Annotated in this window: 17 protein-coding genes and 1 tRNA gene; 12 read left to right on the forward strand and 6 right to left on the reverse strand. The window is 49.5% G+C overall.

All coding sequences use genetic code 11. The features are described 5' to 3' along the window. Positions 1–125: 125 nt before the first annotated feature. The 5 genes from LBQ00_04090 to LBQ00_04110 all read right to left on the reverse strand — a co-directional run bounded on the left by LBQ00_04090 (position 126) and on the right by LBQ00_04110 (position 8,201). The gene (locus tag LBQ00_04090; protein ID MDR2018041.1) at positions 126–482 is read right to left on the reverse strand and encodes a cupin domain-containing protein; all 357 of its coding nucleotides are present in this window, start codon (positions 480–482) and stop codon (positions 126–128) included. After that, positions 482–3,991, reverse strand: a complete 3,510-nt coding sequence (locus LBQ00_04095; protein MDR2018042.1) for a hypothetical protein — start codon at positions 3,989–3,991, stop codon at positions 482–484. Before LBQ00_04095 ends, LBQ00_04090 begins: the two co-directional genes overlap by 1 nt. 389 nt (positions 3,992–4,380) lie before the next feature. Then, on the reverse strand, positions 4,381–5,586 hold the full coding sequence (gene xseA / locus LBQ00_04100; GenBank protein MDR2018043.1) for an exodeoxyribonuclease VII large subunit: 1,206 nt from the start codon (positions 5,584–5,586) through the stop codon (positions 4,381–4,383). Continuing rightward, entirely contained in the window at positions 5,587–6,876 is a 1,290-nt protein-coding gene (thiC, locus tag LBQ00_04105; GenBank protein ID MDR2018044.1) for a phosphomethylpyrimidine synthase ThiC, read from the reverse strand. Continuing rightward, entirely contained in the window at positions 6,873–8,201 is a 1,329-nt protein-coding gene (locus LBQ00_04110; GenBank protein MDR2018045.1) for a PfkB family carbohydrate kinase, read from the reverse strand. Before LBQ00_04110 ends, thiC begins: the two co-directional genes overlap by 4 nt. Positions 8,202–8,329: 128 nt before the next feature. On the opposite strand from LBQ00_04110, the gene rimI reads away from it, so the two are divergent. The 11 genes from rimI to LBQ00_04165 all read left to right on the forward strand — a co-directional run bounded on the left by rimI (position 8,330) and on the right by LBQ00_04165 (position 21,651). Further along, positions 8,330–9,361, forward strand: a complete 1,032-nt coding sequence (rimI, locus tag LBQ00_04115) for a ribosomal protein S18-alanine N-acetyltransferase (GenBank protein MDR2018046.1) — start codon at positions 8,330–8,332, stop codon at positions 9,359–9,361. A 5-nt stretch (positions 9,362–9,366) separates the two neighbouring features. After that, positions 9,367–10,122 (forward strand): dihydroorotate dehydrogenase electron transfer subunit, encoded by a 756-nt coding sequence (locus tag LBQ00_04120; protein MDR2018047.1) that lies wholly within the window; start codon positions 9,367–9,369, stop codon positions 10,120–10,122. Next, positions 10,104–11,024: a dihydroorotate dehydrogenase gene (locus tag LBQ00_04125; GenBank protein MDR2018048.1), complete on the forward strand. Its 921-nt coding sequence runs from the start codon at positions 10,104–10,106 to the stop codon at positions 11,022–11,024. Before LBQ00_04120 ends, LBQ00_04125 begins: the two co-directional genes overlap by 19 nt. Next, positions 11,014–12,681 carry a single-stranded-DNA-specific exonuclease RecJ gene (recJ, locus tag LBQ00_04130; GenBank protein ID MDR2018049.1) on the forward strand — a complete coding sequence of 556 codons (1,668 nt, stop codon included), beginning with the start codon at positions 11,014–11,016 and terminating at the stop codon, positions 12,679–12,681. Before LBQ00_04125 ends, recJ begins: the two co-directional genes overlap by 11 nt. A gap of 480 nt (positions 12,682–13,161) precedes the next feature. Beyond that, positions 13,162–15,930 carry a 4-alpha-glucanotransferase gene (locus LBQ00_04135; GenBank protein MDR2018050.1) on the forward strand — a complete coding sequence of 923 codons (2,769 nt, stop codon included), beginning with the start codon at positions 13,162–13,164 and terminating at the stop codon, positions 15,928–15,930. A 423-nt stretch (positions 15,931–16,353) separates the two neighbouring features. Continuing rightward, positions 16,354–17,478 (forward strand): glycosyltransferase family 4 protein, encoded by a 1,125-nt coding sequence (locus LBQ00_04140; protein MDR2018051.1) that lies wholly within the window; start codon positions 16,354–16,356, stop codon positions 17,476–17,478. Next, positions 17,471–18,103 carry a class I SAM-dependent methyltransferase gene (locus tag LBQ00_04145; GenBank protein ID MDR2018052.1) on the forward strand — a complete coding sequence of 211 codons (633 nt, stop codon included), beginning with the start codon at positions 17,471–17,473 and terminating at the stop codon, positions 18,101–18,103. Before LBQ00_04140 ends, LBQ00_04145 begins: the two co-directional genes overlap by 8 nt. A 41-nt stretch (positions 18,104–18,144) precedes the next feature. Then, the gene (locus tag LBQ00_04150) at positions 18,145–19,095 is read left to right on the forward strand and encodes a glycosyltransferase family 4 protein (protein ID MDR2018053.1); all 951 of its coding nucleotides are present in this window, start codon (positions 18,145–18,147) and stop codon (positions 19,093–19,095) included. Further along, entirely contained in the window at positions 19,092–20,048 is a 957-nt protein-coding gene (locus LBQ00_04155) for a glycosyltransferase family 4 protein (protein MDR2018054.1), read from the forward strand. Before LBQ00_04150 ends, LBQ00_04155 begins: the two co-directional genes overlap by 4 nt. Then, positions 20,045–21,445, forward strand: a complete 1,401-nt coding sequence (locus tag LBQ00_04160; GenBank protein ID MDR2018055.1) for a hypothetical protein — start codon at positions 20,045–20,047, stop codon at positions 21,443–21,445. Before LBQ00_04155 ends, LBQ00_04160 begins: the two co-directional genes overlap by 4 nt. A 114-nt stretch (positions 21,446–21,559) precedes the next feature. Beyond that, positions 21,560–21,651: transfer RNA gene (locus LBQ00_04165), tRNA-Ser, on the forward strand. Positions 21,652–22,073: 422 nt separating this feature from the next. Here LBQ00_04165 and LBQ00_04170 read toward each other — a convergent pair. Next, entirely contained in the window at positions 22,074–22,295 is a 222-nt protein-coding gene (locus LBQ00_04170; protein MDR2018056.1) for a hypothetical protein, read from the reverse strand. Positions 22,296–22,729: 434 nt separating this feature from the next. On the opposite strand from LBQ00_04170, the gene LBQ00_04175 reads away from it, so the two are divergent. Further along, entirely contained in the window at positions 22,730–23,116 is a 387-nt protein-coding gene (locus tag LBQ00_04175) for a hypothetical protein (protein MDR2018057.1), read from the forward strand. The last annotated feature ends 11 nt before the right edge of the window (positions 23,117–23,127 follow it).

A 23,127-nucleotide genomic window follows, 5' to 3' on the forward strand; every position in this document is an offset into this window, starting at 1 on the left:
CCTAGCACCTGATTTTCCAATATAGCGCAAGAAAGACAAGACTGTCAAGAATGATGTAGTTTTGAAGTTCCTCCTGTATTGGCCGTCTTTTAACTCTTAGCTGATTAAAGAGGGCCTGGATTTACTTATGGATTGTAGTGAAAGGAGAGCCAGACCGTCTTTCCGCTCTTATCCGTCCATTCGACCCGGTGTCTTACGTGGGCGGGAATGGAGACGTAATCCCCAGGACCCATTACTCGGACATCCCTTTCGCCCTCGAAAAGGAGACCCGCGCTGCCCGTGAGAAGGATGACCCATTCCGACGTCTCCTGATCATACCACTCCCCCGGTGCAGTGGCGTGGCCGTCAGATACAATGCGTTCCATCCTGAAGCCTTTAGTGGCAAGAAGGATCTCAAGGAGTTCTTCCTTCAGGGAATGAGGAACCATGGAATAGATGTTTCCCTGTTTTCCACCCTTTGGTGCGGGATTGTGCTTTACCATCAGGTCTCCGGTCCGGTTTTCAGGGACCGCAGGAATTCCACGACGCGATACCCCGATCGTTCGGAGGCCCTGAGAAGCAGCCCGACGAGAGAGCGATATTTCTTAACTTCAGCCTCAGTCAGGTCTTCATCTGTGGCCCTCTCTTTCGCCTCCAGCGTGACGGTTTCGGCAGCAAGAAATGAAATAAGCATGTCACGAAGGCTGTCCCTGTTGAACCAAAGGATTTCCTCATATTCGTTTACCTGGAGGAATCGCCTTGCCTCCTCATCAGCGAAAAGCCGCTCAAAGCCTTCATGGAGCTGCGCTGTGCCCATGGCTTCAAAGATATTTTCGTAATTATTGAGAAGCTTGACCATAATCGTTGCACCATATGCCGACTGGTCGTCCATCCCGAGATTCTGGAAGACTGCCGTAATGATAGGCCCAAGGTACCATTCGTCGATCAGCCTGCGGCTTTCCGCGGAACTAAGTGGTTTTTGCGTGACCATACGGCCCGAATACCTGGTGATGACCCAAGCGGCTAGAGTATAAAAGGTAGCAGGGTTCATCTCCTTTTCATGGCACGAATAGCCGGTTTCCCGGTTAGCGGACCCGTTGCCCTTTACTCTTGCTTCAGGCGGACATGACGGTGTAAGCAACAAGGATTCAAGCATGAGGCGCATAGTGTTTGCCTCTGCCACTTCGTTCCCTTGACCGTCGCCATGTTTTTTTATCTCGTGGAGGAAATTAAGGGCTTGGCCTTCCATTTCATTCATGAGGCGAGATGGGATCACCCGGTCTTTCGAAACAAGCGCTTGCGTATGAGCTTCCCAAAGTTGGCGCAATGTGCTGGCATTCATCAATTCCCGGAAAGCATGAAGCGCAGGCTGGAGAAGCATTTCGGCAAGAGATTTTTCTATGTCTGGGACTCCGCGGCCGTTAAGGTGTGAGACGAGACGTGAGTAATGGTCCCACTCGTTGTCAAAAACCTCTCTAAAATCGAGAAAGACGTGATAATCATAGGCTCCGAGTTCCAGGTAGAGGCCTTTCTCGTGGATTTCCTTATTCTTTCTTATAAATTGAAGGTTTGATGCATGGTCTCTGAAGATCGTGAAGGCGTCACCGTTGTCTTGCAGGGCGAGTCCTTCGCCAAGAGACTTCTGCGCGAGGTTTCGTGAATCACCATGGCCGGTCTTCTGTGAATAGGCTACTGCCATCTTGATCCAGCCGGCGGTCTCAGCGAATTTATTGTGATAGGCAACAACAGTATGCTGGCCGCCGTGTTTGTTTGAATAGGCAAATACATCTTCGTTCACGTGGCCTTGAGAGGTAAAGAAATCGTAGAAAAGAAAATGCTCTACGCCGGCAAACAGGTATCTCAGGCGAAGGAGAGGGAATATTTCCCGCTCGTGCCGTTTGATAAGGTGAGGGTCAGGCGTCTCGTCCCAGTATGCCCTCCGGTATTCCATGCCATATTTTTCACTGAGTCCCTCAAGTTGGCCATGACCGAACATGGGCAGACCAGGCATGGTTATCATCAAGATGCAGACGCCGAAATATTTGCCGTCCTTGTCGAACTGGTCCACTGCCGTCCGTTCGTCAGGATTGTTCATGAAATTAACGAATCTTCTCAGGACTTCTGGGTCGAATTCAAGAGTATTTTTCATGGTTTGACGGTATCCCGCGTTGTCCTCGTCCCGGAGCATATGCATGAAGGCGCTGTTGTAAACTCTGTGCATGCCGAGGGTGCGCACGAAATAGCCTTCCAGAAGCCAGAATGCTTCGGCTAGAAGGAGGGTATCGGGCGCTTCTGATGCCACGCGGTCTACGACCTCCCGCCAGAATTCCTTGGGCATGGCATGATTGAATTCTTCTTTGGCGAGACCGTGCTCCGCCCGTGTCGGGATCGCTCCCCCCGTGCCTGGTTCCGGAAACCAGAGTCGCTGGTAATGCTTCTTCGTGAGTGTCATGGCTGCATCGAAGCGGATTACCGGGAACTTTCGTGCCACGTGGAGAATAGTCTGGATCATTGCCTCTCGAACCTCAGGATTCAGGTAGTCGATCTGTGCTGTGTCGTTCCACGGCATGCTCGTGCCGTCATTTCCATGGTAGACATAACGTTCACTCCCAGTCCACCGGTCAACCCGCTTGAAAACCACTGCCGCGTCGGTACGGTTGTAATAATGGTCTTCGACGAAGATGCCCACTCTTTCATCATGGGAAAGATCAGCGCCGCTAAAGGAGTACCAAGGGTAGGGGTTGTAATCCAATGATATGAACCAGTCCGGGTGTTGAATAGTCCATCTTGAGTAAATACCCACATGGTTGGGTACCATATCGCTTGCGAGACGGATACCCCGGAGCCATGCCCTTTCTTTGAGGCTTGCGTATGCTTCCTCTCCCCCCAGGTCTTCCGCGATCTCATAGTCGTAGAGAGAATAGGCGGAAGGAACCGCCTCCGGGTTACCACACAACTGTTTAATCTTTTGTGAGGAAGGGCTTCTTTCCCAGACGCCGATCAGCCATAGTCCGGAAAAACCCTGACGAGAAAGGGTGTCCAACTCTTCGTCTGGTATCTCATCGAGACGGCTGATGGACCGCCCGAATTTTTTTGAGAGCTGATCTAGCCACACGTAGATGTTTTTAGCCATAAGGACGAGACGTGGCATCCAGTCTCTGTCAGGACTGAATTCTTCAGCTTCGCATTCAAGACCAGTGTTTTTGTACTGATATGCCCTGGATTTGCCGGGGCCAGGGAATGTGAGTTTATCTTCTTCTTTGAAGAGATCAAGTCCACCCAGGATACGCCGGATGAATCCTTTGAGGAGAATCCCCCAACAGCCCCTTATGTATTCAAGCTGACCTGAAAGAGAATTGGGCACCAATACCGCAGGACTCCTTAGCATGTCCACAAGGCGCTGGTTGTCGGGGCCAAATGTCGGCTGGGTATCGAAATACATCCTAAGCCCTGATATTATGTGGGCGTAGACGGTCGTCTGCTTAAGGGCCGTGTCGTCGAAGAATTCCATAAAAGGAGAAAAAGCCGGGTTCATATTGGCGAGCCAGAGGAGGAGCATCTCTTCAAGTACGACGACGCGGTTCGGAGTATCTCCGGTAACGCCACTTATATAGTCTTCAAGGGAGATCTCGCCCCGGTATACCGCAACAGGGGGAAACTGTTCTGTAAATTCTCTGATGGTTCTATCCACTTCATCTCTATCAAGGGTCTGATAAATAGAATTGAGGGCCTCCTCCATGGCATTCTCGTTGCATTCACGCCTGAACAACTGGATGACATAATGGAGGATTTCGTCGATAAGACCCATAGCCGATACCTGCCCTGGTTTCACCGCCTGATCGGGAAAACTCTTCAAATCCCTCTTCTGGTTGATCTTCTGGGCAAATACTCGTGCCGCCCTAAAGTCGGCAAAAATCACGTTTCCGTTAAACGAAAAAATTGAGTTGTCGAAATGATAATGGTCCCGGGCCCTTCGGGAAATGTGAAATTCCAGGACGGCTCTGTATTTCATTTATCCATGGTAGCACAGGGGTAGAATAGAGTCAATCAAAGAAGTAAGTGGCGTATGATGTTGATTTTTTTGGGGACGGTCTCCTGATAATATAAGAAAAGATACTGGGTTATGCTGACGCTGCGAGGAAGAAAGAGAGATGAAAGATTATAGATGAAACGATCAAGAGGATTGATGAAAGACTCGCGCAATCCAGAAAACATGATTAGATGGACGATAGAAATCTTGAAGAATTTGTGCAGTTTCTCGGGACTGCTAATAAGGAGACCACGGAGTTTTTTGGATAACTTTCCCATGAGTATCAAGGAAAAGATGATCGGATACGAGAAAGCGACACAAGAAAAAATTGGGTCAGATTAATTATTGGAAGGGGGAGTGACGACTGACGACTAACTTACCACCTTGACACCCAGTTCCCCCTTGTGGAGTCGTATGGTGAGTTTTTCCTCCGGGGCGACTTGGTTTTGGTCTGTCACCACTTCGTTTGTTCCGGTTTTCACCGTAATACTGTAGCCTCTCTTCAGGATATTCTCTGGATTCATATCTAGAAGACGCTGGGTAAGTGAATCGACTGCAGCCTTTTTGTCTTTAAAGTAAAAGGAAAACCCGTGAACCAGGTTGTTACCGATTTCGTCCACATACATCCGATAATTTACCATAAAATCCTTTTGCTCTTTAAGGTCCATCATCCCTTGAAAAAGAAGGAGTTTGGACCGCTCAAGGAGTTTTCTCATTCCCTGTTTGAGTCTTGCATCCATATCGGTGAGAAATGTGGATAGCTCTTTTTTGTCCTTTACCACCAGGTCTGCCGCTGCCGTGGGAGTGGGCGCCCTCACGTCGGCGGCGAAATCGCAGATCGTGAAGTCTATCTCGTGGCCTACCGCCGAGACTACAGGTATTTGGGAAGAGCATACAGCCCGGGCCACGACTTCTTCGTTGAAAGGTGAGAGGTCTTCAATAGACCCTCCTCCACGACCTACGATGATCACATCCACTTCGCCGGTCGAATTAAGATATCTTATAGCTTCCGCTATTTCATGGCATGCTTCATCACCCTGGACCTTTACAGGGCACACGAGGATGCTCATGTTGGTGAACTTGTCGAAGATAATCCTCAGCATATCCCGTATTGCGGCACCAGCAGGAGATGTGACAATTCCGATCCTTTCCGGCAGAAAGGGCAGAGGTTTCTTCCGTTCAGGCGAAAAAAGGCCTTCTTTCAGGAGCCTTTCTTTCAACATCTGGAATTTTAGTTGCAGCAGGCCGACGCCTCTTACCTCTATAACATCCACAAGAAGTCGGTATTCGCCACGCTTCTCGTAAACGTCCACCCGGCCCTTGCATATAATGGCAGTTCCATCTTTAAGCGCGCCATCGGGATATTTCCCCAGGAAATTGAAGACCACGGCTTTTATAGTGGCAAGATTGTCCTTCAGGGTGAAATAGAAATGGCCTGAAGGGTAGAGTTTGGAGTTAGATATTTCCCCTTCCACCAGCACATCCCGGAATTGGCTATTAATAGACTGTCGTATACGGGACGAGAGTTCGGATACGGTATATACGTAAAGTCCCCATTCTGTGGAAGAACGCGCCATCTACTCCTGTTTTTTGAAATAGTCCTTGACTATCTTCATGGCGCAAAATTCGCCGCACATGCTGCATACGTTGTTTTCAAGTTTCCTTTCTTTTCTGAAGTCACGTATCTTATCGGGATCAATGGCGCACGATGTCTGACCTTCCCAATCGAGGGCTTTGCGGAAGATTGACATCGCCTTGTCTTTAGCCATGGCCTTCTTATCTCCTCGTGCCACGTCGGCCGCATGGGCGGCGATCTTACATACCATGACGCCATCTCTGACGTCGGCTGGCGTGGGTAACCCCAGATGTTCGGAAGGCGTTACGTAACAGAGGAAGTCAGCTCCGTAAAAACCGGCAAGAGCCCCGCCTATGGCGGAGGTTATATGGTCATATCCGGGAGCTATATCGGTAACTATGGGGCCTAATACGTAAAACGGCGCATCATTGCAAAGCGTTTTCTGCAGGATCATGTTCGTCTCTATCAGGTTCAAAGGCACGTGCCCCGGTCCTTCTATCATTACCTGGACTCCGTTTTTGATCGCCTCCTGCGAGAGCTCCCCGAGGATTATAAGCTCCTCCACCTGGGCCCGGTCGGTAGCATCGGCGATACAGCCGGGCCTCAGTGCGTCGCCGAGACTCAGCGTCATATCGTACTTTTTAGCAATGGCAAGCAGTCTGTCATACTGTTCGTAGAGGGGGTTTTCTTTTTCGTTGACGATGATCCATTCCGCAAGGAACGCCCCTCCGCGACTTACGATATCGGTTATGCGCCCCTGATTTTTCAGCCTTTCCAAAGATCTTTGCGTTAAGCCGCAATGGACGGTAACGAAATCGACCCCGTCCGCACCGTGTTTTTCAATGACATCAAAGAGTTCGTCTGGTTCCATTTTGGTGATTGTCTTATTCTTTTTCACCGATTCCACGGCAGCCTGGTATATAGGAACCGTGCCTAGCGGTATGCCCGCATGGGATATTATAGTCTTCCTGATTTTGTCGAGGTCGCCTCCTGTGGAAAGGTCCATGACGGCATCAGCCCCGGCTTTAAGGGCCATCTCCAGTTTCCTGAGTTCCGTATCGGCGTCTACCATTTCAGATGAAGTGCCGATATTTGCATTGACCTTTACGCTCAGACCTTTCCCTACTCCTTTTGGTGTATAATTTCGATGCCCGTTGTTGGCCAGAATGGTTGCCTTTCCCTCTGCCACGGATTTGCGTAAGGCCTCTGCATCTATGCCTTCATCGTGGGCGACACGCTCCATTTCTTCCGTGATCTTTCCTTCCCTTGCTGCGCTTAATTGGTTTTTCATGTTCTTATGATCTCCATCTTTTTAATAAGTTTCAGAGGGTCTTCGGCAAAAAGTCTTATGATGGCCTCTTTTCCAATATCTCCCATATCATAAATTATATCAGGCGGATGATTCGTTCCCTGTAAAGCCTTCTCTACCAGAGGATCAAAGTTTTCCCCTATCCATTCCTCTGAGGGCTTAGGCTCTACTTTTCCGTCCGCCAAGATAACATCCATTCCTTCTGTACGGGCTTTTTTTATTGTTTCCTCGCTGAATCGGACATTTGCACAGGATCTAACCCATGGGTAGTGTTTCATGAAAGTCAGGACCATCCTCGCTACGTGGGAGGATGCGCCAAAGCGTGGCTCGCTTTTCACAAGGACGCGGCCCTCATGAGAACCTATCCTGCCCGGAAAGGCAGCTATGTCCTCAATCCCTGAGGCGTTGGCAATCCCGTAACATACGTTGAGTTGTACTTCGGGGATAAATTCGACAATGTTGCGCTCAGTCAAGTGTGCCCCGGCTTTTCTCAAGGTGCTGATGACCCTGTAGCGATCAGCCTCTTTGCTGTGTGTGAGACCAGCCGAGCTATAAAAATATCCTTTTTCATCTATGTGGTAACTCTCGTTCAGCATGGTCGCCATGTACTCCTGACAGGCGAGGAAGCTCTCTCGGAGCGGATATCCATGAGAGAGAAATGCGGTAAGGGCAGCCGAGAAGGTGCATCCCGTGCCGTGGACATGTTTGTTTCTTCGTCTTTTTTGGAAAAGTGAGAAATTCCTTCCATCGTACAGAACGTCGACTGGTTCTCCTGCCATGTGCCCCCCCTTGACTACCACGGCGCGTGGTCCCATCCGGCATATAGTCTCCGCAACCTCCTTCATGTCGTCCGTGTTTTCGATTATTCTTCCGGTGATGACCGAAGCCTCCGGGATGTTAGGGGTAACCACTGAAGCAACCGGAAAAATGGTGTCAATCAGATACCTCAACCCTTCCGTGGTGATAAGAGGGGTCTCGTTCTTCGCACGCAATACGGGGTCGATCACTACGGGAATGTTTTTTTTATCCTTTATGAAGGACGCGATCTCCCGGAGGTGTATTTCATCCCATACCACACCGATTTTGATTCCGTCTATCCTCATCCCCAGGCCAGCCATCCCAAGCATGAACGCAAACTGATTCGCCGGGGTGGGATAGACGGCCTCCACGCCTCTGGGGCCTTGGGCCACCGTTGCCGTAGGGACTGACAAGCCATGGACACGGAGAGAAAAGAAGACGTCCAAGTCCTTTGTGATACCTGCCCCTGACGAGGGGTCATAACCGGCTATGGTAAGGATGTTTTTCATAAGCCCTGATCCGACGGAAAAATATACCTTTCGTGTATAAGTTTTCCAAATATATCATACTTTTGGCACAAGTTGTAGCATAAGATGTTTCTTTACTCACGGGTCAAAAGATGTTAAAAACACCAGTGATGAACACTTCATGCGCAATCCTTGCGGGGGGCAGGAGCAGGAGAATGGGCGAGGACAAGGCGCTCCTTAAACTCGGCGGTCGCCCTCTGATAAACCATGTATATGAGAAGGCACGGCGTGTATTTGACGACATTATCATCATCTCTAACCATCATCATGGTTTTGCGGGAATTGATGTGTCGGCCCTGCCGGATGTCCTTCCTGTGAAAGGCTCCATCGTCGGGGTAGTTTCGGCGCTGATGTATGCTTCCACTCCCTATGTCTTCGTCCTGGCGTGTGATATGCCAAACTTAAGCGAGAAGGCGCTTGTGTACATGGCGGAGGAGGCTCGCGGTGAGGACGTGATTGTTCCCCGCACGGCCCATGGTTATGAGGCGCTCCATGCCATTTATAGCAGGTCCTGTATCTCCCATTTTCTGAGCGCCATTGAAAGGGATTGGCTCAAAATCACAAGCGTGTATCCCTATCTCGCGGTAAGGGAATTGACGGACGAAACAGTCTTCCTGCAAGAAGGGCGTTATGTATTTTCAAACATCAATACCAGAGAGGACCTGCTGGCCGCCTCCGAATTTTATGACGGAGAAAGACTTGCAGTACGGAAGATGACGCAGAAAGATCTGAGTGATATCCTCGCAATAGAAAAAGAGTCCTTCCAATCCCCATGGACGGAAAGGCTTTTTGAGGAGGCTCTTTTATCACCCATTGCCTTCAATTTTGTTATAACGGTGGGGAATGATATTGTCGGCTACTTGTGTCTTTACGCGGTGGAAGATGAGGCGCACATCCTAAACATTGCCGTCAGTCCGCTGCACAGGCAGAAAGAATACGCGTCCATGCTTATGGGCATAGCGATAGAAGAACTGACGGGTAAGGGAATTATCCAGTATTATCTTGAAGTAAGAGAAAGCAACAGCAAGGCATTGCGCCTCTATGGGAAATTCGGTTTCACCGCTATCGGCAAAAGAAAAAAATACTATACGGATACGAACGAGGATGCCCTTGTCATGTATCGTACACAAGGGAATGGATAATAACTGTGGATGATATTGAAGGAAGAATATCTTCAAATAAACTGATTATACCCAACTACTATTTGCTTACCATAAAACTTTCGAAGCCCATGGAGCGGGCAGTGCCAGGACAATTCGTGATGCTTCGCATACCAGGTGGCGAGGTATTCTTAAGGAGGCCTTTCGGCATCTACCATTGCGAGGGGCGAGACCTCACCATTATGTATAAGGTTGTGGGCAAAGGCACCGAGCGGCTGAGCAGTTCGCAGGGGAATGAAATCGTCTTTGTCCTTGGTCCTCTAGGGAAGGGATTCCATGTAGAAAAGAGAGACCGGTATGTGGTGGTGGCTGGAGGTATAGGTATTGCGGGTGTTCACAGCCTCATTAAGCGACTGAATGAGAAGGCGACGCTTTTTTTCGGCTGTTCTTCCAAGGAAGAGATGACTTTGATTGAAGACCTAGAGCATTTGAACCCGTATATCTCAACAATGAATGGCTCGTATGGCTACAAGGGCGACGTGGTGGCCCTTCTCGGCGCTCATCTCCAGACAATGAAAGGCAATATAGAGATTTTTACCTGCGGACCGGGTCTGATGCTCAAAGGGCTGAAGGCGCTCATAGAAAATGACAGGGTGCCGTGTCAGGCGCTTGTCGAAGAACGTATGGCGTGCGGCCTTGGTCTGTGTTTCGGCTGTGTAATAGAGACGGATGATGAAGCGGAACCATTTAGAAGAGTATGCAAGGAAGGACCTGTATTCGACCTATGGCAGATACGACTGTAAAGCTTTATAGTAACACACTCCGAAATCCGGTGATGAACGGTTCTGGCACCCTCGGGTACGGAAAAGAGATTGAGCCGCTCTGGCCCATAGAGACCCTAGGCGCCTACGTGACCAAAGGACTCTCATTGAGACCGCATCACGGGAACCAAGTACCTAGAGTATGGGAAGAACGCTACGGGATGATCAATAGCATCGGCCTCCAAAATGTGGGTGTTACGCGCTTCTTTGACGAATACTTTCCTCTTTTCAGGAAAAAGAATACCCCTGTCATCGTCAATTTTTTCGGATTCACAGAAGATGAGTATGTTGCCTGCGCGGAGAACATAAAACCGGATCCGCTCATAGTGGGGCTTGAAATAAACCTTTCATGCCCTAACGTGAAAAAAGGAGGCATAAGCTTTGGAAAGGATCCAGACATGGTTGGCGGGATTATCCGGCAGGTGAAGGCCGTTACCCCGATTCCCCTCATAGCAAAGCTGACACCTGAAGTGAAAAATATTATGGATATCGCATGTGCCGCCCATGAAGCCGGTGCTGACGGTCTTACCCTCATCAATACCATTCCCGCAGCAGCAGTAGATGCGGTTGGGAAAAAAGTACCCATAAAGGGAGGGCTTTCAGGCCCTGCCCTTAGGTCTGTGGCCCTGAGGGCTGTGTACGAAATCTCGAAGGCTGTACCTGTGCCGGTCATAGGCTCAGGGGGGATCATGGACTACATGGACGCCGTCTATTTTTTTATGGCCGGCGCCAAAGCGGTCGAGATCGGAACCGTTACCTTCGTTGACCCCTTCGCCATACCGAAGATCATTGACGGAATAAAAGATTACATGGAAAGAGAACGTTATGCGGACATGGACAGCATTATCGGGTGCGCACATTGTGAAGACTTGAATGGCCGGTAACAAAACCGTTGAACTGCTCTCCAGGGAGTTAGGTCTGAGCAACCTGTGTGCACGAATTCTCTTTTCCCGGGGATTTTCAGACCCAAGAAAAGCGAAACTCTTTCTTCATCCCAAAATTGAAGATCTTTCGGACCCTTTTCTTCTCCCTGACATGGAGAAGGCGGTTTTAAGAGTCATTGAAGCCATCCGTACCAATGAGAAGGTGTGCATTTACGGCGATTATGACGCGGACGGTGTAACGTCAGCGGCCCTTATGATCAACTTCCTTAAACCTCTTGGGATTACACCCGTAGTGTATCTGCCTGAAAGGCGGGAAGGATACGGTCTAAACGGGGCGGCAATCAGGAAGCTCAAAAAAGAAGGAATAACACTCCTTATCTGCCTCGACTGTGGGGCTACTAATGTGGGAGAAATTAAGGAGGCGAATGCCCTCGGTATAGAGACCGTAGTAATTGATCACCATGAGACGGGCGATGAGCTGCCCCCCGCTTACGCCATTATAAATCCCAAGAGGAAAGATGCGCAGTTCCCCACGAGGGAACTGGCGGCGTGCGGCGTGGTCTTTTTTTTTCTCCTTGCCTTCCGGAGAGTCCTTTTCAGAAACGGACAATTACCCAGAACGATAAATCTGAAGCAAGAGCTTGATCTCGTGGCATTAGGCACGGTTGCCGATATGGTTCCCCTCACTGGGGACAACAGGATTATCGTCAAATTTGGCATGGAAATGATGAAAAAGAAACCACGGACATGGCTTAGGTCATTTTACGCCAGTCGCATACTGGCACGCGGCGCAGTAGATGAATACAGTCTCGGGTTTATCATTATTCCAAGGATTAATGCGTCGGGAAGGGTATCAAGTCCCGATCATGCGCTCAGATTCCTTGTTTCTGAAGACGAATCTGCGTCTAGGGCAATGTTGTCCGAACTTCATGATGTGAACAGGCGTAGGCAGAAGATCGAACAGGAGATAGTGAGAGAAGCGGTAGAGGCCATAGAGATGGAGAATCTAGCGGACAGGAACTCAATCGTCCTCTTCAGGGAAGGCTGGCATATCGGTGTGATCGGTATTGTTGCACAGAAATTGACGGAAATGTACCAAAAACCATCCATTGTGATCACCGAGGTGGACGGGCTTTGGAAAGGCTCGGGAAGAGGGGGGGACGGCATTGACCTTCATAATATAATCGAGTCTGTCTCCCACCTTGTGGAGAAGTTCGGGGGGCACAAGTACGCATGCGGGATTTCACTGCTTGAGGAGAACCTCATACCTTTCAGAGATGCCTTTGATGAACGAGTTGAGGGAACTCTGCAAACAAGAGAAAAGATTATCAGGGCAGATACCAGTGCGGCTTTCGAAGAACTGACAGGCGATCTCGTGGATTTTATCGAGATGGCTGCGCCTTTCGGCATGGGTAATCCGAGGCCCAACCTGCTTCTCAAGCCCTATGCAGTGCGGATGAACAACAGGTTTGCGAAAATCATCGATGAAGCTAACCACATGTGGCATGGTACCTTTCGGGGCCGAATCTCCATGCCGGACGACGAAAGGGCAAACATTATAGCTTCCCCTGTTATAAAAGAGGATATGGGCGAGAGGTTCATCCATCTAGCCATAAAGGAATTTGTGACCCCGGAAGGAGTGAATCTACCCTCGTAACCCTCCTTTTGTTTTTCCAGCCGCTCCTTTTCCCTCTCTCCTGTCCCATATTCTTCCCAGCATCGGACTGGAAAAGCTTGAAGGTATCGTCGTCACATAGAACCCGTGACCCATCCCGAAATAGTAAAACACAATGGAGGTATCTTTGATGACAGTTCCCAAAAAGAATTTCCCCTCTGATGATGAAGGAAAAAATCAGATATACGGTGTGATCAAGTCTGCCGGAAATACATCTTGCACTGCAGATATGACGACAAGCTTAAATACAGGGTACGGAAAAAATTATGATCAATCAACTATTTGATCTCTGAAATAACGATAAGTACGATCTCTGGGCTACCAAGCGCTCCGTTTCCCGGCGGTCAGCCCATGCTGTCGTTTCAAGTTGTTCAACCTGTTGACTTACTCCACGGGAGTTTAGTATAAAGGCAGGAAGGCGGCTGGATACGGTTCTGAAAATCTGCTTTAGGGGCGGGCGATATGCACATATACTTCAATGTTTTCTGTCACACCCAATGGGGACAGCACGTCTGTGTCCTCGGTTCGCTGCCGGAGTTGGGAAGCCAAGACCCTTCGGCGGCAAAGAAAATGTCTTATTCTTCCGTACACATGTGGGTTGCGGAAATTGTCCTTCCCTCTGAACGAGAAGCTGTTTTCGAGTATAAATACTTTATTACCAATAATGCGGGAAGTATCCTCTTTCAAGAGACGTGCATGCGAGTTTTTGCGCTCAACCGGGAAGGCCTCCCTGTCTTGAAACCACAGGACCGACTTGAAATCATTGATGAATGGAATTCTCCGTCCGATCCGGATTCCCTCTTATTGACCGCGCCACTTGTCGGAACGATTTTCAGACGCATAAGTAAGGAAAAACCGACAAGCCAGCCAGCCGAGACCGGTGGCGAGTCAGATTCTACTGTGGTCCGGCTGAGTCTTATCAATCCTCGTGTGATGGATGGGGATACGGTCTCGGTGGTGGGGGCCATCAAGGATATTGGAGAATGGGACATTGAAAAGGCCGCTCCCATGGACCCATCCGGTTTTCCATGCTGGACCCTTGATCTGGCGGTAGAAACAAAACGCCTGCCTTTTCTTTACAAATATGTCGTGAAAGATAAGACAGGCAAAGTCGTTGCTTACGAGGAAGGCCCTGACCGCAGTTTCCAGTTTTCAGACAACCGTTTCCAGGAAACCGAGCGACAGACCCGTTTTGTCGCTGTGACGGACAATAAATTTCGGTACAAAAAGAAATGGAGAGGCGCCGGAATAGCCGTACCTCTCTTTTCTATTCGCAGCGACAGAGGCTTAGGTGTAGGAGAGTTTACTGACCTCAAAGGTCTTATCGACTGGGCCTGTGAATCCGGCTTCCGGCTCATCCAGTTATTGCCCATCAATGACACCATGGCTACCATGACCTGGACGGATTCATTTCCTTACAGCTGTATTTCTGTGTTTGCCCTTCACCCGCTATACTTGAATCTCGACGATATCGGCGGTCTGCCGGAGGGGATGGATAAGGAAATTGAGATCCACCGGGTTAGGCTGAACGGCTCTGATGTCCTTGAGTACGAGAAAGTCATGGCTGTCAAGCTTCCTCTCCTCCGGAGAATCTTTGAAGCCGAAAAAGATGGATTCCTTTCATCCCCGGAATTCAGATCTTTCCTGGAGCAGCACAGTTACTGGTTGTGCGTTTACGCCGCTTTCTCCGCTCTCAGGGATCATTTCCACACCAGCGACTTTCTTAAGTGGGGGGAATACAGCGCGGCGAGCGAGAAAGATATAGAGATCCTGACCGCACCGGAATCGGAACACTTTGACGGGGTAGCATTCTACTATTTTCTCCAGTATCATCTCCATCTCCAATTTTCCGAAGCCTCCCGATATGCGCGGGAGCATGGGGTGGTCCTGAAGGGAGATATCCCTATAGGGATTCAGAAGCGGAGTGATTCTTGTTGGATCAATCCGCTTCTGTTCAATATGGACCGGTCAGCAGGCGCACCCCCTGACCCGTTCTCCGACGCAGGGCAGAACTGGGGCTTCCCCACTTATAACTGGGAGGAAATGGCTCTGGATAATTATTCATGGTGGCGTCACCGCATGAGTCATATGTCGCTCTATTTCCAGATGATACGCCTTGATCATGTGCTCGGGTTCTTCAGGATCTGGGAGATTCCGGACGGGTTTTTATCTGGCCTCATGGGGCGGTTTAACCCAGCCCTCGCTATTACCGGTGACGAGCTTATGCAGCTGGGCATCTGGGATGTTGACCGTCTTACCGAACCATATATAACGAGCTGGCTCGTGAAGGCTGTCTTCGGTCGGGAATGGACCAGAATTATGACCGATTGTCTCGAAGAGCAGGAACAGGGACTGTTCAGATTGAAATCTGAATTCCGCACCCAGAGTCTTGTGGCACACTCCCTCGCCGCTTATGACCACGGTGCGATGGCTGAGGGGATACGCAGAGACAGGTTGGAAGATGACTTTTTTACCCTGATATCTAACATGATTTTTTTCAAGGACCCCATACAAAACGGCTTCCATCCCCGTATCAACATGAGTGATACGGCATCCTTCGCCTGTCTCGAAGGATGGATGAGAGAAAAGCTGTTCTCCCTCTATAATGACTATTTCTATCATCGCCAGGAAGATCTTTGGCGGGAGCATGCTATGGTTAAACTGCCGGCCCTGAAAAAAGCTTCCAACATGTTGATCTGCGGTGAAGACCTGGGAATGATCCCTGACTGCGTGCCTGTAGCCATGGAAGAGCTTTGTCTCCTGGGTCTCCGCATACAACGTATGCCCAGGGAACCGGACCGAGAGTTCGGATATCCCTGGGAATATCCGTATCTCACGGTCTCAACCACTTCCAGCCACGACATGTCGACGATGCGGGCATGGTGGGAAGAGGACCGGGCCCGCACGGAGCGGTATTTCAAGAATGTGCTTGGTCATGAAGGGGAAGCCCCTCTCACGTGTGAACCAGCTATAGGTGAGGAGATCATCAGGCAGCACTTAGAGTCGCCCTCCATGTGGGCGATCTTTCCCATTCAGGACATTCTTGCAATAAGTGAAAACCTTAGAAGGCCCGGGAATCCACGGGACGAGCAGATCAACGACCCCGCTGTAATGTTCCATTTATGGAGATTCAGGCTCCATTTGTCTGTCCAACAATTGCTTGATGGGAAGGACTTTTCATCTAAGTTGCGAAAATTGATGGAAGAGTCCGGCCGCAATACCCCCTATTAAAAGACTGTCGTCCCGACATTATACCGTCATTATAAAGGCCTTCTTCCCTGACAGATATCAGGAAGATGATCCTGGACAACCTCTCCTGCTCTTTTTTATGTTTTACCAATTCTTAAGCGTGTAAAGAGCATTGAGTCTCGCCAAGGATGGGTATTCGTAGTATGAGAAACCTCCATAAAGGGGACATACCCATAATGTCATGGAGTTTGTACTCTTAGAGATAAGACCCCATCCCTTAAGAGAGGCATACGACATGCCGTAATAGGCAAAACGGGAGGGAAAGGCCCGCCGATGTGTGGGAGATACCTATATAGGCGGCTAGGGGAGAGGAGGGGGAGGGAGCAGGGCGGGATACTGCATTGATTTAAGAGGCTTTTTGGTGTAGAGTAACGGAAGAATGGCTATATTTTTTTGGTGATAAACTTGCGGATTGGAATTGCTATTCAAACTTTTGACCCTAAGAAGGGTGGAGCTGAGCGGTACTCTTATGACCTTTCGTTGAAACTTGTCAAGTTGGGTCATTCGGTGGTGGTTTTTTGCCGCCGTGGAGTTTCCCTGCCGGGCGTTACCCTGGCCCAGGTAAATACAGCCTCCTATCCGCGATGGCTTCGATCTCTCTCTTTTGCCCTGAATCAGCGGAAGATCTCAAAGGCACAGAAGCTCGACGTAATGCTGGGGTTTGGAAATGTCTTTGAGGCCGATGTGTACCAGAGTCACGGCGGCGTGCAACACATATGGATGAGGCGGGAGATCGAGAGCTACCGGGACCCGGTGGAACGAAGGTTTAAGGCCATGCTCCTCAAGAGCAGCCTCAATCAGAAGATCCAGCAGTGGATTGCGGAATACCCTATCAGGAACCGGAAATATAAACGGATTGTGGCCATATCAGGCATGATCAGGGATCATATGGGAAAACATTTTGGCCTTAAGCCGGATGACTTCCAGGTGGTTTATAACGGCGTTGATACGATGCGGTTTAGGCCTTTAGATGATGCGGGCGGTCTGGCCAACGGAGCCACCAGGAGGATTTTATTTTCTGCCGGAAATTTCAGGCTGAAGGGACTTTTCCCCCTTCTTCAGGCATTGGGAGAACTTGCAAAGGAACGCCGTGACTTTCACCTCACCGTCCTCGGGCGTGGCCGCAAAGAGCGCTATTTGAGCCTCATCGGAGAACTTGACGTGGGAGATCTCGTCACGTTCCTGGGAGAGACGGCCCATCCGGAGCGAATCTACGCCCAATCCCATATCCTGGCCCATCCTACCTATTACGATGCATGTTCCCTCACGACCATGGAGGCCATGGCTGCCGGACTCCCCACCATTACCACCCGATGGAACGGCGCCTCCGCCCTTGTCTCTCTCAAAGAGGGTTACGTCCTCAATGAACCGGCTGATGTGGCGGGCCTTACCTCGGCCCTCCGAGACCTTTGCGACGACGATCGGCGGCGGGAAATGGGCCGGAATGCGAGGGCCAAATTAGAGACTTACACGATTGAAAGGAATGCAAAAGAGATGGAAAAAATACTCGTAGAGGCGGGAAATGGCTGAGATATCGGACGAGTGGTCGAAGCTCTTCTCGTACAGGTATAGAATTCATAAGAAATACAAGGAGATATGGGAGGTACCCTTGGTTAAGAAGCGTTCCATCCTCCTCAAGCGTTACCTCAAAGATGGCATGGCGGTCCTTGATGCGGGGGCGGGCATGAAAGGTATAAAAGACGAAATCGCGGACCTCGGTATCCATGTGACTTACAAGAGTATGGACATTGACAGGAGTAATGAGCACGACTTCTACGATGTGGCTGACATACACGAGAAATTTGACGCCATCATTATGTTTGAGGTGATTGAACATTTAGACCTCGAAAACGGGCTTCAATTTCTCAAAGGATTGAGCGAGAAGGTGAAGGATAAAGGGATTATCATCGTCTCCACGCCCAATATCTTCAACCCCTCCCGGTACATGCGGGATTCGACGCACAAGATCTTTTACGGGTACGACGAACTCTGCGGTCTCCTCAATCTTGCGGGGTTCGGCATAAAAGATGTCTGCCGCTCATTCAACGATGCAATCCACCGATACATTCTCAAAGTCCACATTCTGGGATGGCTCTTTCGCGTCCTTTCCATAGACTACGCCCTCTCCGTTTTTGTGGTTGGAGAAAAAGAGTGACGCAGCGCGCGAAGATTCTCTTTTTTATCCAAGGGTCCAATGTGGCTGCCAGCAGACTCCGGGTACTTCAGTACCTTCCGTACCTCGCGGAGGAGGGTATTTCTGCGGAGGTATTGCAATTCCCGCGCGGGCCTAAAGAGTGGATATCCATGATGCCGTCCCTCAAGAGTTCCGACATGGTTTTTGTCCAGAGGAAACGCCTCCCCCTCTACGCACTCCTTTTAATCCGCCGCCTGGGGAAAAAGATCATCTATGATTTCGACGATGCGGTGATGTTCAAAAACTCCCTTTCCACTAACCCCTATTCTTTAAGAAGGAAGATGAGCTTCAAAAGGATGCTTGCATATACAGACCTTGTGATCGCTGGAAACCGGTTCCTTAAAGGCGAGGCGGAAAAATATCACCGCAATGTCCGCGTCCTCCCCACGCCAATTGACGGAAAACGTTACCTGGCAAAGATATACGAGCCGAGAGAAAGAGTGAATATAGGATGGATCGGCGACCATGGGAGCATCCATTATATGGAGAGCTACAAGGACGTTTGGGAGAAGATCGGAAGCAGGTATGGCAAGAAAGTCCTTCTCACCATTATCTGCGACACTTTCATTGAGACAGTCAATATGGAGACGAAGAAGATATGGTGGAGCCGGGAGAGCGAGGTCGATTCTCTCCTTAATCTCGACATCGGGGTTATGCCTCTATTTGACGATCTCTGGTCGAGAGGCAAGTGCGGGTTCAAAATCATCCAATACATGGGCGTTGGCGTGCCTCCTGTCTGTACGCCTGTGGGCATCAACAGGGATGTCGTGGAAGACGGGGTGAACGGATTCTGGGCGATGACAAAAACGGACTGGATAGATAAGCTTTCGGCGCTCATTGAGGACCCGGCCCTCCGGGAATATATGGGAAAAGAGGGCAGGGCGCGGATTATGGAAGGCTATACAGCTGAGGCGTGCGCTCCGACACTGGTCGACTGGGTCATGGGGCTTTGAAAAAAAGGATACTCTTTATTACCCACCGTAATCCCCAGGGATACAGAATTCAGCAGTATTTCCCCTTTCTCGAAAAGAGAGGGTTCGAGGTGGAGCTTTGTACTACAGAGTCAACTTTTTTGCAACTCCTTGAGCGGGTCCGCGCGGCCGATGTGGTCTACATTCAGCGCCTCCTCCTGAGTTCCTTAAAACTCCCAGTAATGAGAAAACTCGCGAAGAGGATCGTCTTTGATTACGATGACGCCATCATGTACGGGGCAAAAGGAGAAAGCCCGACGAGGCGAAGAAAATTCAAGCGAATGATCGCTGCAGCAGATGCGGTCCTCGCGGGAAACATATTCCTACTTGAAGAGGCTAAACGCCACCGCCATGATGCCCTCCACTATGTGCCCACCGTGGTCGATACGGGCGAATACCCGGTAAAGGTCCACGAGAGGTCGGTAAACCCTGTCATGGGCTGGATCGGAAGCAGTTCCACCTTAAGGTATATCCGTGATATAAAAGGGCTCATCGCATCGTTTCTCAAAGCGGGGCAATACTCCTTTGAGGTGGTGGCTGATGCTCCCCCTGACTTCGAACTGACCGGCATGATATTCAGGAAATGGGAAAAGGAGAAGGAAAAAGCCATACTCCTCAATTTCGACATAGGGATTATGCCCCTTACGGACGATACCTGGTCCCGCGGTAAGTGCGGTCTCAAACTTATACAGTACATGGCGTTAGGACTCCCGTCTATAACCAACCCGGTAGGCGCTGCCAACGAGATCATAACGGACGGTGTCGACGGCTTCCTCCGGACGAAGCTGGAAGAGTGGGAGACAGTCGCGAAAGAGCTTGCCGCAGATCCGGACTTGAGGAGGAAAGTAGGAAAGGCCGCCCGCGAGACCGTGGAAGAACGATATTCCTTAAGGGTTTGGGGTCCCAGGGTCGCGGAGATTATAGACTCCTTATGAAAGTCCATATCATAAATGGCACGAAATGGCGCCTTGAAGACGAAGGCCTCCTCGAAATTCTAGGCCAGGTTACGGGTAATGGAGCGGTAAGGAGGGGTTATGCCGTATATCCCTATAGAGACGGGAAGGTCTTTATAAAAGCATTCCTGGAAAAGGGGTTGTCCGGTTTCGTGAGAAACAAGATCCTCCCCAGAGGAAAGAAGGAATTTGTTGCGGGTACTCGGCTCATCTCCTTTGGAATTGCCACGCCAAGGCCCCTCGGATACGGGATCACGCCAAATGGATCGTACATAATCCAGGAGTGGATTGAGGCGGAGAATTTCTCATCCATATTGAAAAAAGGAGACGGAGCCCATCTCCTGGCAGGGCTGGCCGGACTCTTAAAGACCTTAAAAACCCTTCAGATAAGACATAACGACCTTCATCTTGAAAATGTGCTCGTAAAGGAGGGCCGGCTTTTTCTCATAGACCTCCATAAAATGAAGATCAAGAGGTTCTTCCGCCTCGGCGACGAGGTCTCGAATCTGGCCCATTCCCTTGTCTCTGTCTACGGTGATATGGACGAGACAGAAAAAGAGGCCTTTTTCCGAATCTATGGCGGAGATGAAGCGCGTCGGCCCCTGGAAAAAGAGATAGGGAAGCTTGCGGCCAGATGGTTCAGGAAGAAAAGACAGAGGGCCTTTGATCAGACCTCAAAGATTGAGGTAAGAGGAAACAGGCTCTGCGTGGCGGATTGGAAAGGCTTGAGCTTGGGCAGTCTCGTGGAAACCATAAAACAGGATAAGAAGGTCAGGGTCGAGAGGTATAGCGACCATATACGGAAAATTTACCGGGACAAGAGACGGCTCAAAAAGGCATGGAAGTCCCATGTGGTCTTTCTTTACATGAGCCTTCCGGTTGTGCCTGAGCCCTATTATCTGGCCCTCCCTGAGCAGGGTCAACCGGGCTATATTGCAATGGAAGACCTGAAAGGTAAAGGCGAGGAACTGGACCGCTACCTTGACCGCCATTATGACACAAATAGCTATTCAGAGCGGAAGCATTTCATAGACAGCCTCTGTGGTTTCTTCGACAGCCTCTTTAAGTGGGGCATCGTGCACAATGACGTGAAAGGGTGCAACCTCTTCGTGATTGGCAAGGATGCCTTTGTATTTCTCGATGTGGAAGATTTCACCTTCGATTTCCTTACCGCCGACTGTATGGAAAGGATGTTCTTCCAGCTCAACACCACCATTCCCAAGCGGATCGTCATGAGGGACAGAATGAGGTTCTTCGTCAGGGTCACATCTTCCTTAGAGATGGACAAGAAAGCCCTCTTCCGCAAACTTCTTTACAAATCAGCGAAAGCAGAGATCGTGTACGAGGGGATATCCGGGCTTGTGAAGGAGAAATGGTGAGAGCTTAAGCGGTGATTAAGTAAATACTTCTAAAAAACCATTTCCTGTCCTCTGCAGGACATTGATAAATATGATATTTACTTTTACGGCTCAAATCAGTATACTTTGCCCAATGGAGAGGTGACCGAGAGGCCGAAGGTGCTCGCCTGCTAAGCGAGTGTACGGATAAAACCGTACCCAGGGTTCAAATCCCTGCCTCTCCGCCATTAGTATTTCCGCTTGATTCAAACGGTTGATTTTTAAGTTTACTCCACCACATTAATACTACGCACGTAAGCGCACAGATGTAGCGTCCCTTAAGTTTTTCTGTCCTGTGGTGTATACTTTTAAGAAATACAGGAACAAAATAACTGTATATACTTCTATGAAGATCACGTGATATTTATGATCAAATACTGCCGACAAATTTTTAACGGAAGAGCGCTGCACGCAAATCAAAATAATTGAAGAAAACCACTATCAAGACTACATCCTTCTGTTCATATCAATTCCACCAATTACCCCTCCCTCCCCGAAAGAATTCCAGATATTTTTGCATCCAGTATTTTGATGATTTGTGACGTTTTTTCTTGACAATATCCATATATTACCGTATACTATATCTTCTTTAAATTCTTAAATAAAGGATTTAGATGAGAGCACAGCCATAATTTTTCCCTCTGCATAAAACAACAACATAATGTTCTGTCCACGCAGCAACAGGGGGAGGTATTTTGCCCCTGAGTCTGTCTCTAAACGTGCCTCTTGGCGTCTCAAAGATGGCCTCTTCCGTTCCCATTGCTTCTGGTGATGCGGTTATCTTCCCCGCAGGAAGCGGCACCCCTATTCCAGGGGCCGCCGCTTGTTCCATGAAGGCTGGCCCCTCATTCAAGCAAACCAGCGCTTTTTTCGGAGAGACGTTCTCCATAGAAAGCGCTTTTTTATTTATTATATATCAACGACAAGTATATGGGCACGGTCTATGGCCGGGACGATGAATACAGAACATTTCCCAACATTAGGGGGGCTACGATGGGGCGATGATATACTGCGGCAGCGCTTACCGCACAGTGGGAAGCGTCAGAGCGGGTCCTGTCACGGGTTATCGCCGCCGATGGCGTTGATACGGAGAACCGGACCCGCTCTTTCCGTTCGTATCGGGCTTAAGGTAAACTGTCCACCTTTTGCTGGCGATCTGTTTACCATTGCCCGCGAGAAAAACTGTTGTGCCTTTGGGCGATAAAGCAAGATTCATGGGAATGCAGATTCATCTAATTAAAAACTTTCAATAAAGGAGGATGTATTATGGCCGAAGTAAAAATTTCAAAAGGGCTGGCGACAGTCAGCTTAAACAAAGAAGGGGTAGTCAGCATGGTAATGGATAAAGCAGTTTTCGTTGAGGCAATAAAGAAATTTTTTTATTGTGTCCCTTGTTGTAAATTGATCAGCTGCCCCAACTTGATGAATATCTGCCCCCCTGTGTTATGTGACCATGGCTGTTTCTTCGCGAAGCCTGGTGACTGTTATCATATCGGCCTGCCAGACGGTAAAATCGTCCAGGACCAGGATAGGAATAAAATCAGCTTAAATAAAGAAGACATGCTGGAAATGGCCAAAAGTGGGATCTTGACCCCCGAAGATTTGGCGATCATTGCTGTGGAGATTCGTGATTCGCTACTAACTCGCGGCTAACCACCTAAAAA

It is taken from the genome of Syntrophobacterales bacterium, from assembly GCA_031274925.1.
Classification (GTDB): domain Bacteria; phylum Desulfobacterota; class Syntrophorhabdia; order Syntrophorhabdales; family Syntrophorhabdaceae; genus PNOM01.